Source organism: Neptuniibacter caesariensis (genome assembly GCF_000153345.1).
In the GTDB taxonomy this organism is placed as follows: Bacteria; Pseudomonadota; Gammaproteobacteria; order Pseudomonadales; family Balneatricaceae; genus Neptuniibacter; species Neptuniibacter caesariensis.
Genome location: NZ_CH724125.1, coordinates 1,933,667 through 1,947,981 on the forward strand (window position 1 = coordinate 1,933,667; position 14,315 = coordinate 1,947,981).

A 14,315-nucleotide genomic window follows, 5' to 3' on the forward strand; every position below is an offset into this window, starting at 1 on the left:
GCGCGACTGTTAAAGGTCTTGCGGCAATGAAATCTCCGGAAGATGTTGCAGCTAAGCGTGGCAAGTCTGTAGAAGATATCCTGGGGTAATCGATAATGGCTAAGACTGTTAAAGTAACACTAGTACGCAGCCCTATCGGTACTCGTCCTAACCACAAACTGTGTGTTAAGGGCCTGGGTCTACGTCGAATTGGACACACAGTAGAAGTGGAAGACACTCCTTCTGTACGTGGCATGATCAACAAAGTCAACTACCTGGTTCAGGTAGAAGACTAATAAGGGAGTTCACAACATGCGTCTGAACACTCTGAGTCCTGCAGAAGGTTCTCGTAAAGCGGCTAAACGTGTTGGTCGTGGTATCGGTTCCGGTCTGGGCAAAACTTGTGGCCGTGGTCACAAGGGTCAAAAATCCCGCTCCGGCGGTTCAGTTAAGCCAGGTTTTGAAGGTGGTCAGATGCCACTGCAGCGTCGTCTGCCAAAATTTGGTTTTACTTCTCGTATTGCTCGTTACGTTACAGAGATCCGTCTGAACGAACTTGCTAAGATCGAAGCTGAAGTAATTGATCTGGAAGCTTTGAAAGCAGCAGACATCATCAAGCAGGAAATTAAATCTGCGAAGGTGATCTTGTCTGGTGAGATCAACAAGGCTGTCACTGTTAAAGGTCTTCGTGTGACCAAAGGTGCACAGGCTGCTATCGAAGCTGCTGGCGGTAAAGTCGAGGCGTAAATGGCTAATAAAGGACCAATACCAGCTGGAGCACAGAGCGGACTAGGCGAACTTAAATCTCGTCTGTTGTTCGTTCTGTTGGCAATCGTGGTTTACCGTATCGGGGCACATATCCCGGTTCCTGGTATTAACCCAGATCGTCTGGCTGCTATGTTTGATCAGAATCAGGGCACAATCCTGAGTCTCTTTAATATGTTCTCCGGTGGTGCACTGGAGCGAATGAGTATACTGGCGTTGGGTATCATGCCGTACATCTCTGCATCGATTATCATGCAGCTGATGACTGTTGTTAGCCCAACCTTGGCTCAGTTAAAGAAAGAAGGTGAGGCTGGTCGTCGTAAGATCAACCAGTACACCCGTTACGGAACTGTGCTACTTGCTACAATCCAATCCTTCGGCATGGCTGTAGGTTTGGCTAACCAGGGTATCGCATTCAGTGCTGATATCAGCTTCTACTTTGTTGCGGTTGTAACACTGGTAGCTGGTGCTGTCTTCCTGATGTGGCTTGGTGAGCAGGTAACTGAGCGTGGTATCGGTAACGGTATCTCAATCCTGATCTTTGCTGGTATTGTGGCAGGTTTGCCTAGCGCAATCGGCCAGGCCTTTGAAGCAGCGCGTCAGGGTGACCTGAATATTCTTGCGTTGCTAGCTATCGCTGTACTCGCGATTGCTACTGTTGGTTTCGTTGTATTTATGGAGCGCGGTCAACGCCGTATCACCATTAACTACGCGAAACGCCAGCAGGGTAATCGTGTTTTTGCGGCTCAGTCCAGTCACCTTCCTCTGAAGGTCAACATGGCTGGTGTGATTCCGCCGATTTTTGCATCCAGTATCCTGCTATTCCCTGCTTCAATGGGCCAATGGTTTGGCAACAGTGAAGGTATGGATTGGCTACAGAATGTAGCACTAGCGCTTGGCCCAGGTCAGCCGCTTTACATTCTACTGTTCTCGATCGCAATTATTTTCTTCTGCTACTTCTACACAGCGATTGTATTCAATCCTAAGGACGTAGCGGATAACCTGAAGAAATCAGGTGCTTTTATCCCGGGGATTCGCCCAGGTGAGCAATCAGCACGTTATATCGATACTGTGCTGGGTAGGCTGACACTGTTCGGTGCCCTGTATATCACTGCGGTATCTCTGATGCCTCAATTTATGGTGGTTGCAGCTAACGTACCGTTTTATTTCGGTGGCACATCGCTCCTGATCGTCGTAGTCGTCGTGATGGACTTTATGGCCCAGGTTCAGTCTCACTTGATGTCTCATCAATATGAGTCCCTGATGAAGAAGTCTAATCTCAAAGGTGGCCGCGCAAATTAATGCGTAATGGCTACATGGAGTAGATCATGAAAGTACGTGCATCTGTTAAGAAGATCTGCCGTAACTGCAAAATCGTTCGTCGTAACGGTTCAGTACGTGTGATCTGTAAAGTAGAGCCGCGTCACAAGCAGCGTCAGGGTTAATTTACCCTGATTTGGGCGCTGAAGGCGTGCAACACTTGATTTAATTTTAATCAATGTGTATTATTGCGCGCCTTCTGCGAACAGAACAAAATTTTTACTGGTGTTCGTGGACTTGTTCCAAACACCTTTTTATGAACGGAGTAATAGAATGGCCCGTATAGCTGGCGTCAACATTCCTGACAATAAGCATGCGGTAATTTCTCTGACTTACATTTACGGTATTGGCCGCACGACAGCGTCTGACATCTTGGAAGCTTGTGGTATTGCACCAAGCACTAAGATTGCTGATTTGTCTGATGAACAATTGGACATCGTTCGTGGAGAAGTTGCTAAATTTACTGTTGAAGGCGACCTGCGTCGTGAAATTTCCATGAGCATCAAACGTTTGATGGATCTTGGTTGTTTCCGCGGCATTCGCCACCGCCGAAACCTACCGGTTCGCGGTCAGCGTAGTAAAACTAACGCGCGCACTCGAAAAGGCCCGCGTAAGCCGATCCGTAAATAAGTGGTAAGCGATAGGAATTCCGAATATGGCAAAGCCAGGTAATCGCACACGCAAAAAAGTGAAGAAGCAAATAGCTGATGGCTTCGCGCACATCCATGCTTCTTTTAACAATACGATCATTACAATTACCGATCGTCAGGGTAACGCTCTTTCTTGGGCAACTGCGGGTGGCTCCGGCTTCCGTGGTTCTCGTAAGAGTACCCCTTTCGCTGCTCAGGTTGCGGCTGAGCGCGCTGGACAGGCTGCATTAGAATATGGCCTGAAAAACTTAGACGTATTTGTAAAAGGCCCAGGACCAGGTCGCGAATCAGCGGTTCGTGCTCTGAATGCTGTAGGCTACAAAATTGCAAATATCACTGACGTGACGCCAATCCCTCACAATGGTTGTCGTCCACCGAAGAAACGTCGCGTTTAATCTGGAGACGGTAATATGGCTCGTTATCTTGGACCAAAGTGCAAGCTGTCTCGTAGGGAAGGTACTGACCTTTTCCTGAAGAGTGGCGTACGTGCACTGGACAGCAAGTGTAAAGCTGAGACTGTCCCTGGTGTTCACGGCGCTCGTCGTGGTCGTTTATCCGACTACGGCCTGCAGCTACGTGAAAAACAGAAAGTTCGTCGTATGTACGGCGTTCTGGAACGACAGTTCCGTAGTTATTATAAAGAAGCGGCTCGTCGCAGTGGTGCAACAGGTGAAAACCTTCTGCAACTGCTGGAAGGCCGTTTGGACAACGTTGTATATCGTATGGGATTCGGCTCTACTCGTGCCGAAGCTCGTCAGATCGTATCTCACCGTTCTATCACTGTGAACGGCCAGGTTGTGAACATTGCTTCATACCAGGTTAAAGCAGGTGATGTTGTGGCTGTACGTGAAAAGGCTAAAACTCAGCTGCGTATCAAAAACGCACTTGAGCTTGCTGGCCAGCGTGCTGCAGTAGAATGGGTTGAGGTAGACGCTGGTAAAATGGAAGGTACTTACAAAGCTACCCCAGAGCGTTCTGATCTGTCTGCTGATATCAATGAACAGCTGATTGTAGAGCTGTACTCTAAGTAATTTTTAACTTTATTTGGTGGAAATATGCAGCGTTCGGTAAATGAGTTTCTAAGTCCACGTCACATCGACGTACAGGAAATCAGCAAAACGCGCGCGAAAGTGACTCTTGAGCCGCTTGAGCGTGGGTTTGGCCATACGCTGGGCAATGCATTACGCCGCATTCTTCTTTCTTCTATGCCGGGTTGTGCCGTAACAGAAGTTGAGATTGATGGCGTACTGCATGAGTACAGCACAATTGAAGGTGTTCAGGAAGATGTTATTGAGATCCTCCTGAACCTGAAAGGGATTGCCGTGTTGTTGCACAACAACGACGAAGCAGTCCTGACTCTGAGCAAATCTGAAGCAGGTCCTGTAACTGCTGGTGATATTCAACTGAATCAGGATGTTGAAATCGCTAACCCGGACCACGTTATTGCTCACCTTAATGAAGGTGCGAGTCTTAACATGCAGCTGACAATTGGTCGTGGCCGTGGCTACGTACCAGCTGATCTGCGTGTATCTGATGAAGAAGAGACTCGTGCAATTGGTCGTCTGCAGCTGGATGCTACTTTCAGCCCAGTACGTCGCGTTTCCTACGTAGTAGAAAGCGCTCGTGTAGAACAGCGTACTGACCTGGATAAACTGGTTATCGATATCGAATCTAACGGTACGATCGATCCAGAAGAAGCTATCCGCCGCGCCGCTACTATCTTACAGCAACAGCTTATTGTGTTTGTTGACCTGGAAGATGGTGCAGATCAGGCTAAGGATGAACCAGAAGAGCCGGAAATTGATCCAATTCTTCTGCGTCCTGTAGATGATCTGGAGCTGACTGTACGTTCCGCCAACTGTCTGAAAGCAGAACAGATCTACTACATTGGTGATCTGATCCAGCGTACAGAGGTTGAACTGCTGAAGACTCCGAACTTGGGTAAGAAGTCGTTGACAGAAATCAAAGACGTACTTGCATCTAAGGGTCTGTCCCTGGGTATGCGTCTTGAAAACTGGCCACCGGCTAGCTTGAAGAACGACGACAAAGTCGCTTCCTGATTCGGCGATTATAACTGACTGGTTTGGTAGGGATTTATCATGCGTCATCGTAAATCTGGTCGTAAATTAAGCCGTACCAGTGCGCACCGCAAAGCTATGTTTAAAAACATGGCAGTTTCTTTGTTTGAGCACGAGTTGATTCGTACAACTCTGCCTAAAGCAAAAGAACTGCGTAGCTATGCAGAGCCACTGATCACACTGGCTAAGAACGACACTGTTGCGAACCGCCGTTTGGCATTCGCACGTACTGGCAACAAAGTTGCTGTAGGTAAACTATTCAACGAGCTGGGCCCGCGTTACAACGCTCGTCCTGGTGGTTACGTTCGTATCCTGAAGTGCGGTTTCCGCCCAGGCGACAACGCACCAATGGCTTACGTTGAGCTAGTTGATCGTCCAGCTGTTGAAGCTGACGAAGCTGAAGATTAAGATTTCTTGATCATCAAAAAACCCGGCCTTGTGCCGGGTTTTTTATTGTCTCGATTAATCAGTTTTAATTTCTATTTTCTGTAATCGTTATGGCAGGACTTACAGGTTTGTGTCAGTGCTTTAAACGCAGCTGTTGCCGCTGAAATATCTTTCGCTATACCTGCCTGATTCAGCTTGTTTGAAGCTTCAATTTGTTCCTGTGCTTTACGCTCAAATTGATCGAATTCCTGCCAAATATTATCTAATGCTTCTGACGGATGTGGGTTAGAGCCTGCAGGAAATAGCTTGGTAAGTTGTTTTGCCCACAGGTTGATCGATGCAGCTTCTTTTGTAATGGTCACAAAGTCCTGTGCTTTTAAAGCTTTCTTCAGGGCTTTAACGGATGCTTTAGATTCTTTGAATTGGTCCATACGCTCCTTTACGACGCCGGTCGCACCTGAATGCGACCATGCCGTTGTAGAGCAGGCGATTAATCCAACCACTAAAGCTTTTTTCATATATCTCATCATTAATCTCATTCTGTCTAGCGACTAGCGTATTACTTTAGCATTTGCTTTAAGAAGCGCCCGGTATGGGAGGCAGGGTTCTGAGCAACCTCTTCAGGGGTACCTTCAGCAATAATATAGCCACCCTTAACACCGCCCTCCGGTCCGAGGTCGACTATCCAGTCAGCGGTCTTAATCACATCAAGATTATGCTCAATAACTACAATGGTGTTGCCGTGGTCTCGTAGTCTATTTAGTACATTAAGAAGCTGCTGTATATCGTAGAAATGTAAACCTGTTGTTGGTTCATCCAGAATGTACAGTGTTTTTCCGGTATCTCGCTTTGAGAGTTCCTTAGCAAGCTTGACGCGTTGCGCTTCGCCACCAGAGAGGGTTGTTGCTGCTTGCCCCAGTCGAATGTAAGACAGGCCTACGTCCATCAGTGTTTGTAAGCGTCTGGCCAGGGCTGGGATAGCATCAAAAAATTCACGTGCATCTTCAATTGTCAGGTCCAACACCTCGTGGATGTTTTTACCTTTATATTTGATCTCAAGTGTCTCGCGGTTATAGCGTTTACCTTTACACACATCGCAAGGGACATAAACATCTGGAAGAAAGTGCATTTCTACCTTGATAACGCCATCGCCCTGACAGGCTTCACAGCGTCCGCCTTTCACATTAAAACTGAAGCGGCCTGGCTTATAACCACGCGAGCGTGCTTCTTGAGTGCCTGCAAACAGTTCACGCACTGGGGTAAAGATGCCGGTATATGTTGCTGGGTTAGATCTGGGTGTACGTCCGATGGGGCTCTGATCAATATCGATGACTTTATCGAAATTGTTCATGCCCGTGATGGTTTTATAAGGGGCTGCATCCAGCGTAGTTGCATTGTTTAGCTCGGTTGCGGCAATCGGATACAAGGTGCTGTTAATTAGAGTGGATTTGCCTGATCCGGATACGCCTGTGATACAGGTAAATAAGCCCACGGGTATTTTAAGATCTACTTCGTTGAGGTTGTTGCCTGTGGCGCCCTTAAGCTCGAGTTGTTTTTTTGGATCGGCAGTATGACGTTGCAATGGAATCGCGATCTCTTTAGCGCCGCTCAGGTATTGCCCAGTCACTGATTCCGGGTTACTCATCACCTCATCAGGTTTCCCTGCTGCTATCACCTGGCCGCCATGGACGCCCGCCCCAGGGCCAATATCAATGACATAATCGGCAAGGCGAATAGCGTCTTCGTCATGCTCTACAACGATTACCGTATTACCTAGATCACGTAAGTGCACGAGTGTTTTCAGTAAGCGTTCGTTATCACGCTGGTGTAAACCTATTGATGGCTCATCCAGGATATACATAACACCCACCAGGCCCGCACCTATTTGGCTGGCCAGACGAATACGCTGGGCTTCACCACCGGATAGGGTGTCAGCGTTACGATCGAGTGAGAGATATTCCAGGCCAACATTTACCAGGAAGCTCAAGCGTTCCCGAATCTCTTTGAGGATTTTTTCTGCAATTTCACCTTGTTTGCCGGTCAGGTGTAATTGTTCAAAGTACTCAAGGCTTTCGCCAATCGGCTTTTTGACCAGATCAGGCAATGTGTGTTGATCAATATATACATGACGGGCATCCCGGCGCAGTCGGCTTCCGTTACAGGACGGACAAGGCTGCATGTTCAGATATTTAGCCAGGTCTTCACGAACAGTATCAGATTCTGTTTCCCGATAACGACGTTCTAGATTATTTAGGACGCCCTCGAAGGGGTGGGCCTTATTGATAATATCGCCACGATCATTCAGATAGCGAAAGGTAACGGTTTCGCTGCCGCTACCTTCGAGGACAATTTTCTGGTGCTTCTTGTCTAAATCCTTGAACGGGGTATCTATATCGAAGCCGTATTGTTCCGCGACTGCTTTAAGTTGCTGGAAGTAATACAAACTGCGGCGATCCCAGCCACGAATTGCCCCTTCAGAAATGGTTAGCTTGTTATCATGGACCACTTTGCTAGGGTCAAAGTATTGCTTAACCCCAAGACCGTCACAGCTAGGGCATGCACCATGTGGATTGTTAAATGAGAATAGACGGGGTTCCAGCTCTTGAATGCTGTGTCCGCATTCTGGGCAGGCAAAGCGTGCCGAAAAGATCAATTCAGTTTGGCCGCCGTCCATGTATGCAACCTTAGCGATGCCATCTGTAAGGTTTAGTGCTGTTTCAAACGATTCTGCCAGACGTGTTTGTAAATCCTGGCGTACTTTAAAACGGTCAATGACCACTTCAATATCATGTTTTTTGTTCTTATCCAGCTCTGGAGCGCTGTCCAAATCAACCACGATGCCGTCGATGCGTGCGCGGATGAAGCCTTCAGCGCGAAGGTTGCTTATGGTATGTAAGTGCTCACCTTTTCGTCCCTGCACTACTGGCGCAAGCAACATCATCTTAGAGCCTTCTTCCAACTCCAGCACTTGATCGACCATCTGGCTGATCGTTTGCGCGTCGAGCGGCAGGTCATGATCAGGGCAGCGTGGTTCGCCGGCTCTGGCGAACAGCAGGCGCAGGTAATCATAGATTTCCGTAATGGTACCTACTGTTGAGCGGGGGTTGTGCGATGTAGATTTCTGCTCGATTGAGATGGCGGGGGAGAGGCCTTCAATATGGTCGACCTCAGGCTTTTCCATCATCGAAAGGAACTGACGAGCGTATGTCGATAGTGATTCTACATAACGGCGCTGGCCCTCAGCATATAAGGTGTCAAAGGCTAAGGAGGATTTCCCCGAACCTGAAAGACCGGTAATAACGATCAATTTGTCCCTGGGGATTTCCAGGTCAATGCCTTTCAGGTTGTGGGTACGGGCACCGCGGACCAGAATCTTATCCATAATGGCTCTCAAAGCTGAACAACAAAACCCGTCATTATAAAGACTTTTGATGATCGCTGAACAACTATCTCAGTGAATCTTATTCCACACAATTAGGCTGTTGATAACTATGGGACTCCGCTGCCTGTCATGTTAAGCTTGGCGGTTACACGCGCAGATTGAAAGTCTGTTGTGATTAAAGATTTTTGGAGAAGAAAATGGCACGTGGTGTTAACAAAGTAATCTTAGTTGGTAATCTGGGCGGAGATCCGGAAGTACGTTATATGCCAAACGGCAATGCTGTAACTAACGTAACCATCGCAACGTCTGAATCATGGAAAGATAAGCAGACAGGCCAGCAGCAGGAACGTACTGAATGGCACCGTGTTGTTTTCTTTAATCGTCTGGCTGAAATTGCTGGCGAGTACATGCGCAAAGGCGGCAAAGTTTATGTAGAAGGTGCGTTGCGTACCCGTAAGTGGCAGGACCAGAGTGGTCAGGATCGCTACACTACTGAGATTGTTGCAAGCGAGATGCAGCTACTGGATAGCCGTGGCGGTAACGAAGGTGGTTATGCTCCTCAGCAACAGCAGGGTGGATATGCACAGCAGCCTCAGCAGCAGGCAGCACCTGCACCGCAGATGGCACCACAGGCTGCGCCTCAACAGGCTCCTCAGCAAGCACCGCAGATGCAGCAGCGTCCTGCGCCTACGCCTCAGCAACCTCCTCAGCCAGCGCCAGGTTTTGATGACTTTGATGATGATATCCCGTTCTAAGTCTAAACCTGCTTAGATATTCTCCAAATAAGCCTCGCTCATGCGGGGCTTATTTGTTTCAGACTGTTCTCCTTATTTTCTCCATGATTTGCTCAATTTTTATCCATAGTCAGGCGCTATCTTTACCTTCAGACAAGGGAGGGAAAGATAATGGCGCACTATGTATTGGTAACGTTGATTGTTGTTTGTGTTCTGTTGATGTTGAAAATTCAGATTCAGCATCGCCGGAAACTGTCGGGTATCGGGGGCGAGTTCAGTGAAAAAATGGCTGTGGATAAATCGGCTCGTGGTCGTCGCTTTAAAGGGTACGAGATAAAAGCCAATGGGGATTGTTGCAGAGCAGTGAAACCCTTGCTTAACCGGACGCTCAGATCTTCTGAGATTAAAGATCTGCCTTTGGCTACCTGTGATCAGTCTGTGTGTCAATGTCAGCGCAAATTAGTTGGCGAAAGGCGTAAGGTTGAGCGGCGCCAGCGAGACGATCGAAGAAGTGAAATTCGCTTTAAGCCCGGTTCACGAGACCGCCGGATCCATCAGGGCCGTCGTCAGAAAGATAATCTATGGGGTGGGGGTTATATCGGTTAACTGGGTTGAAAATAAAAAGCCGGGTTTTAACTAGTTGCGGTGCTCCCTAGGCCTGATCTATAGATTAAGGTATATTTTTGCCATTGTGTTTGGTGGGGGAGCACTCGATGCCTAAGTTTCAATCAGGCATTTGGACTCGTTCAGTTGTGAGTGGTTACTGGAGAGTCTGAAAATGGATCTGGATCTACTATTAAAGCCGGTCAAAATCTTAATTACAGGGGCTAACGGTCAAGTTGGTACGGCCCTGCAGCTGCAGGGGGAGAATGAGAGTTTCTTTAACGTTATCCCTCTGGATAAATCTAAGCTGGATATTACGGACAGTGAGCAGATTAATGAACTGCTTGCTCAGCATCTTCCGGATTATGTGATCAACTGTGCTGCTTTTGACCATATCGATGAGGCTGAGCATAAGTCTGAAACCTGTTATGCAGTTAACACGGAAGGTGTGGAGAAGCTGGCGCTTGCCTGCGGTGATCTGAATATTCCTATGTTTCACCTATCCACCGATTATGTTTTTGATGGCCATTATGCCAGCGGTTATACGGAAGATGATGAAGTTGCGCCTTTGGGTGTCTATGCGGATTCCAAATGGCAGGGAGAGGAGCGTCTCCGCCAATTACTCCCTAAGCATATTATTTTGCGTGTAAGTTGGTTGTTCAGTGAGCAAGGCAATAACTTCGTCTTGCGTACCCTTGAAGCGGCTCGGCAGAGTAAAGTATTGGAAGCCGTCAGTGACCGTCGAGGTTGCCCTACCTCTGCTGCAGATGTTGCCCGCGTGATTCTGGCTATGTTGAAACAGATCCATAACGGGGCGGATGCCTGGGGTACTTACCATTACTGCGGTGCGGAGATTACCAACCGTTATGATTTTTGTAAGGAAATTCTTATCGCTGCGGGTAACTATGAGAATTTCGAAGTTGAGAAGATGGTGCCCATCTCCAGCAAAGACTATGTAACTGAGGCGCAGCGCCCGAATACATCCATCCTTATCTGTAAGAAACTATTGAGTGTGTTTGGTATCAGGCAAAAGCCCTGGCGCCAGGAGCTCCAGTGGCTTATGCGAATCATTTATAATCAACAAAAGTAATGTTGATTATGTCCAGGGTAGCGGATTGTGGTTGATAGCTACCACGACAATATAGCCAAAGCAGAGCAGGGCGAGTACCAAAAACAGTGCCTTGCTGCTGCGGGTCTTACCGCGTTTAATTGCGAACGTGCCGAACCCTATATACGCGAGCAGTGCGACAACCTTAGCGGTTAGCCAGTGATCGATAAACGGATATTGCTGAAGCAGAGCGGCCAGCGTTATCGCACTGATTAGTAGCAGGGTATCGATACAATGCGGTACGACCTTCACCCACTTGCGTTGTAGGTGGCTGGGTGAAAACAGTGCCCAGTATCCTCGAAGCAGAAATAGCGACAGACTGAGAACAATGCAGGTCAGATGGATGTGCTTAATAGCTAGGTACATTCGCTAGGGCCTCAGATTTTTATCGGTCCAGAGTATAACTGCTGTTGTCTTGAATTTATGCTATTTTTGTCAGTCCAACTATAAGAACTAAACGCTTTTTGCTCAGAGCCCATGTCAGAAAATAACCAAGAAACGAATGCCCTGGTTGACCGGTTTGGAAGAACTGTAGATTACATTCGTCTTTCCGTGACTGATCGTTGTGACTTTCGCTGTGTTTATTGCATGGGCGAAGAGATGACGTTTCTGCCGCATGCCCAGGTACTTTCTCTGGAAGAGATTGAGCAGGTAGCTGCAGCCTTTGTCAGCTTAGGGGTTAAGAAAATACGCTTGACCGGGGGCGAGCCTCTGGTTCGCCGTGAAGTGATTAAACTAATCCGCGGTGTAGGCCAGTTAGATGCCGAGTTGGCGATTACCACGAACGGTTCTCAGCTTGTTGATATGGCTCAGCCGTTAAAAGATGCCGGTGTTAATCGTTTAAATATCAGTATCGACAGTCTCCAGGAAGAGCGTTTTAAAGAGATGACCCGTATTGGCAAATTACCCAAAGTACTCGCGGGTATTGATGCGGCGATTGCGGCAGGCTTTGATCGCATAAAGTTAAATGCGGTTGTCATGAAAGGTCGTAATGACGATGAAGTACTGGATCTGGTGAATTACGCTCGCGATAAAGGGATTGATGTCAGTTTTATCGAAGAGATGCCTCTGGGCAATATAAATGAACATGATCGGGCTGAGGTGTACTGTTCGAGTGATGAGGTACGGGAGATGATTGAATCCCGTTACCCGTTGCAGCCAACCACCGAGAGAACCGCGGGTCCGTCACGTTATTACCGGATGGCAGATAGTGAGAGTCGGGTTGGATTTATCTCGCCGCATAGCCACAACTTCTGTTCCGAATGTAACCGGGTCAGGGTTACTGTAGAAGGTCGGCTGTTGCTCTGCTTAGGTAATGAGCATTCTGTGGATCTCCGAGAAATACTGCGCCGTTACCCTAATGACCAGGAACGGTTGCGAGACGTTATCATCAAAGCAATGGACCTGAAGCCAGAGAAGCATGAGTTTGATCTTGATGATAAGCCGCAGATCATTCGTTTTATGAATATGACCGGGGGTTGAGTGCAACTCAGCCCGTAAAGGATTTTAAGGAAATTATCATGTCCCACACACCAGCTAGAGCTGAGTTTATCCCATTAAATATTGCCGTTTTGACTGTCTCCGATACTCGTACTCTGGAAACAGATACTTCCGGGCAAGCATTGGTTGATCGTTTGGAAGCTGCGGGTCATAAATTAGGCGCTCGCGAGATTGTGATAGATGATGTGTATCAGATGCGTGCGGTTGCCTCGAAGTGGATTGCGGATCCTGAGATTCATGTTGTGATCTCAACAGGCGGTACAGGTTTTGCCGGTCGTGATTCTACACCGGAAGCGATGGCGCCTCTGTTCGATAAGACGATTGAAGGGTTTGGTGAGTATTTTCGTCAGGTGTCGGCAGGTCAGATTGGTACATCGACGATTCAGTCTCGTGCGTTGGGTGGTTTAGCGAATGGTACGGTTCTTTTCTGCCTGCCCGGTTCGACTGGCGCCTGCCGTACAGGCTGGGATGATGTGATTGCAGAGCAGCTCGATCATCGCCATAAGCCTTGTAACTTTGTTTCTATGATCCTGAAACACCGTCAAGAGCAGGCTTGATCAATGATCAGTTGTGATACTCAGTCCGGACTTATTCCCTTTGAGGAGGCGCTTCAGCGCTTATTGGACAGTGCCAGCTGTCAGGTAGCTACTGAGCAAGTTTTATTAGCTGAAGCTGCCGGACGTGTATTGGCTGAGTCGCCTATTGCCAGTGTTTCTGTTCCGCCTGCGGATAACAGCAGCATGGACGGGTATGCGGTCAATCTAGCTGATATTCAGGGCGAGACGCGCCTACCGGTTAGTCAGAGAATACCAGCCGGCACCCCGCCGCAGCCGCTTAAGCCAGGAACTTGTGCGCGTATCTTTACGGGAGCTGAGATTCCGGCTGGGGCGAATTCGGTAGTGATGCAGGAAAACGTTAAGGCTGATGGCGAGTTTGCTGTTTTTACTCAGTGCCCTTCTGATGCTGAGAATATACGTCGAAAAGGCCAGGATATACATGTCGGCGATGCGGTGCTTTCCGCCGGTGTTAAACTCAGGCCTGCCGAGCTGGGCTTGCTTGCTTCGGTGGGGCTTGCGCAGGTAGAGGTTTATCGAAAGCTAAAAGTGGCGATTTTATCTACGGGTGATGAGCTGATGGAGCCGGGTGAAGCTCTGGGGCCTGGTCAGATTTATAATTCCAATCGCTATATTCTCACTGGGTTGCTGCAGGCGTTGGATATGGAAGTGGTTGATCTGGGTTGTGTCGCGGATACCCGTGAGGCAACGCTCGATGCACTTCGCAAAGCCTCCGCTTCAGCCGATGCGATCATCAGCACTGGCGGTGTATCTGTCGGGGAAGAAGATCATGTAAAAGGCTGCGTAGAGGAGCTGGGGCAGCTCGATATGTGGAAGATCCGTATTAAACCGGGTAAGCCGGTGGCCTATGGGCATGTGCAGGGGACCCCCTTTATTGGCTTGCCCGGTAACCCTACCTCCACATTGGTCACTTTTTGTCTGTTGGCTAAACCTTGCCTTCAGCAGCTACAGGGCGCTACTTATGCTGCGCCATTACAGCTCAACATACCGGCAGGTTTTACGCGAAAGCGGGCTATTCAACGTCAGGAGTATCTTCGGGTAAAGGTCGAGGATAATCGGCTGGTGCCTTTTTCCAACCAAAGCTCTGGTGTTCTGGCCTCCGCCAGTTGGGCGGATGGTATTGCTGTTATCCCCCCTGAGACGATGGTATCCCCTGGAGACTTCGTGGCATTTATTCCGTTTGCTGATCTATTGAATTAGCACTAGCTGAAAATTGTTACGGAATTACTAATTT

At 48.3% G+C, this 14,315-nt stretch carries 18 protein-coding genes and 1 pseudogene; 16 read left to right on the forward strand and 3 right to left on the reverse strand.

Annotation, left to right across the window (positions count from 1 at the left end; translation table 11 throughout):
- The 10 genes and pseudogenes from MED92_RS18980 to rplQ all read left to right on the forward strand — a co-directional run.
- A pseudogene (locus MED92_RS18980) lies at positions 1-89 on the forward strand (30S ribosomal protein S5); the annotation flags it as partial.
- Between the two features lie 6 nt (positions 90-95).
- Positions 96-275 (forward strand): 50S ribosomal protein L30, encoded by a 180-nt coding sequence (rpmD, locus tag MED92_RS08910; protein WP_007021197.1) that lies wholly within the window; start codon positions 96-98, stop codon positions 273-275.
- Positions 276-291: 16 nt separating this feature from the next.
- A complete protein-coding gene (gene rplO / locus MED92_RS08915) occupies positions 292-726 on the forward strand; it encodes a 50S ribosomal protein L15 (RefSeq protein ID WP_007021198.1) in 435 nt (144 codons plus the stop codon).
- Entirely contained in the window at positions 727-2,046 is a 1,320-nt protein-coding gene (gene secY / locus MED92_RS08920; protein WP_007021199.1) for a preprotein translocase subunit SecY, read from the forward strand.
- Positions 2,047-2,072: 26 nt separating this feature from the next.
- A complete protein-coding gene (rpmJ, locus tag MED92_RS08925) occupies positions 2,073-2,189 on the forward strand; it encodes a 50S ribosomal protein L36 (protein WP_007021200.1) in 117 nt (38 codons plus the stop codon).
- A gap of 148 nt (positions 2,190-2,337) precedes the next feature.
- Complete coding sequence (gene rpsM, locus MED92_RS08930; RefSeq protein WP_007021201.1) at positions 2,338-2,694, forward strand: 30S ribosomal protein S13; 357 nt, start codon at positions 2,338-2,340, stop codon at positions 2,692-2,694.
- Between the two features lie 25 nt (positions 2,695-2,719).
- Complete coding sequence (gene rpsK / locus MED92_RS08935) at positions 2,720-3,109, forward strand: 30S ribosomal protein S11 (protein ID WP_007021202.1); 390 nt, start codon at positions 2,720-2,722, stop codon at positions 3,107-3,109.
- Between the two features lie 15 nt (positions 3,110-3,124).
- Positions 3,125-3,745, forward strand: coding sequence for a 30S ribosomal protein S4 (gene rpsD, locus MED92_RS08940; protein ID WP_007021203.1), 621 nt, complete (start codon positions 3,125-3,127; stop codon positions 3,743-3,745).
- A gap of 24 nt (positions 3,746-3,769) precedes the next feature.
- A complete protein-coding gene (locus tag MED92_RS08945; protein ID WP_007021204.1) occupies positions 3,770-4,774 on the forward strand; it encodes a DNA-directed RNA polymerase subunit alpha in 1,005 nt (334 codons plus the stop codon).
- A gap of 39 nt (positions 4,775-4,813) precedes the next feature.
- Entirely contained in the window at positions 4,814-5,200 is a 387-nt protein-coding gene (gene rplQ, locus MED92_RS08950) for a 50S ribosomal protein L17 (RefSeq protein WP_007021205.1), read from the forward strand.
- A 71-nt stretch (positions 5,201-5,271) separates the two neighbouring features.
- Here the strand turns inward: rplQ and MED92_RS08955 are convergent, their stop codons facing one another.
- Together MED92_RS08955 and uvrA are read right to left on the reverse strand one after the other, a co-directional pair.
- Positions 5,272-5,697, reverse strand: a complete 426-nt coding sequence (locus MED92_RS08955; protein ID WP_007021206.1) for a c-type cytochrome — start codon at positions 5,695-5,697, stop codon at positions 5,272-5,274.
- 41 nt (positions 5,698-5,738) lie between these two features.
- Positions 5,739-8,561, reverse strand: coding sequence for an excinuclease ABC subunit UvrA (gene uvrA / locus MED92_RS08960; protein ID WP_007021207.1), 2,823 nt, complete (start codon positions 8,559-8,561; stop codon positions 5,739-5,741).
- Positions 8,562-8,758: 197 nt separating this feature from the next.
- Here uvrA and ssb point away from each other — a divergent pair, with 197 nt between their 5' ends.
- The 3 genes from ssb to rfbD all read left to right on the forward strand — a co-directional run bounded on the left by ssb (position 8,759) and on the right by rfbD (position 10,988).
- Positions 8,759-9,316 (forward strand): single-stranded DNA-binding protein, encoded by a 558-nt coding sequence (gene ssb, locus MED92_RS08965; protein WP_007021208.1) that lies wholly within the window; start codon positions 8,759-8,761, stop codon positions 9,314-9,316.
- Between the two features lie 150 nt (positions 9,317-9,466).
- Positions 9,467-9,901, forward strand: coding sequence for a hypothetical protein (locus MED92_RS08970; protein WP_007021209.1), 435 nt, complete (start codon positions 9,467-9,469; stop codon positions 9,899-9,901).
- 172 nt (positions 9,902-10,073) lie between these two features.
- Positions 10,074-10,988, forward strand: coding sequence for a dTDP-4-dehydrorhamnose reductase (gene rfbD / locus MED92_RS08975; RefSeq protein ID WP_007021210.1), 915 nt, complete (start codon positions 10,074-10,076; stop codon positions 10,986-10,988).
- A 6-nt stretch (positions 10,989-10,994) separates the two neighbouring features.
- Here rfbD and MED92_RS08980 read toward each other — a convergent pair whose 3' ends face one another.
- A complete protein-coding gene (locus MED92_RS08980) occupies positions 10,995-11,372 on the reverse strand; it encodes a SirB2 family protein (protein WP_007021211.1) in 378 nt (125 codons plus the stop codon).
- 111 nt (positions 11,373-11,483) lie between these two features.
- Between MED92_RS08980 and moaA the strand changes: the two genes are divergently transcribed.
- The 3 genes from moaA to MED92_RS08995 are packed head-to-tail and all read left to right on the forward strand — an operon-like array spanning position 11,484 to position 14,281.
- A complete protein-coding gene (gene moaA, locus MED92_RS08985) occupies positions 11,484-12,488 on the forward strand; it encodes a GTP 3',8-cyclase MoaA (protein WP_007021212.1) in 1,005 nt (334 codons plus the stop codon).
- Between the two features lie 38 nt (positions 12,489-12,526).
- Positions 12,527-13,063 carry a molybdenum cofactor biosynthesis protein B gene (gene moaB, locus MED92_RS08990; protein WP_007021213.1) on the forward strand — a complete coding sequence of 179 codons (537 nt, stop codon included), beginning with the start codon at positions 12,527-12,529 and terminating at the stop codon, positions 13,061-13,063.
- Between the two features lie 3 nt (positions 13,064-13,066).
- Positions 13,067-14,281 carry a molybdopterin molybdotransferase MoeA gene (locus tag MED92_RS08995; protein ID WP_007021214.1) on the forward strand — a complete coding sequence of 405 codons (1,215 nt, stop codon included), beginning with the start codon at positions 13,067-13,069 and terminating at the stop codon, positions 14,279-14,281.
- Positions 14,282-14,315 lie beyond the last annotated feature (34 nt).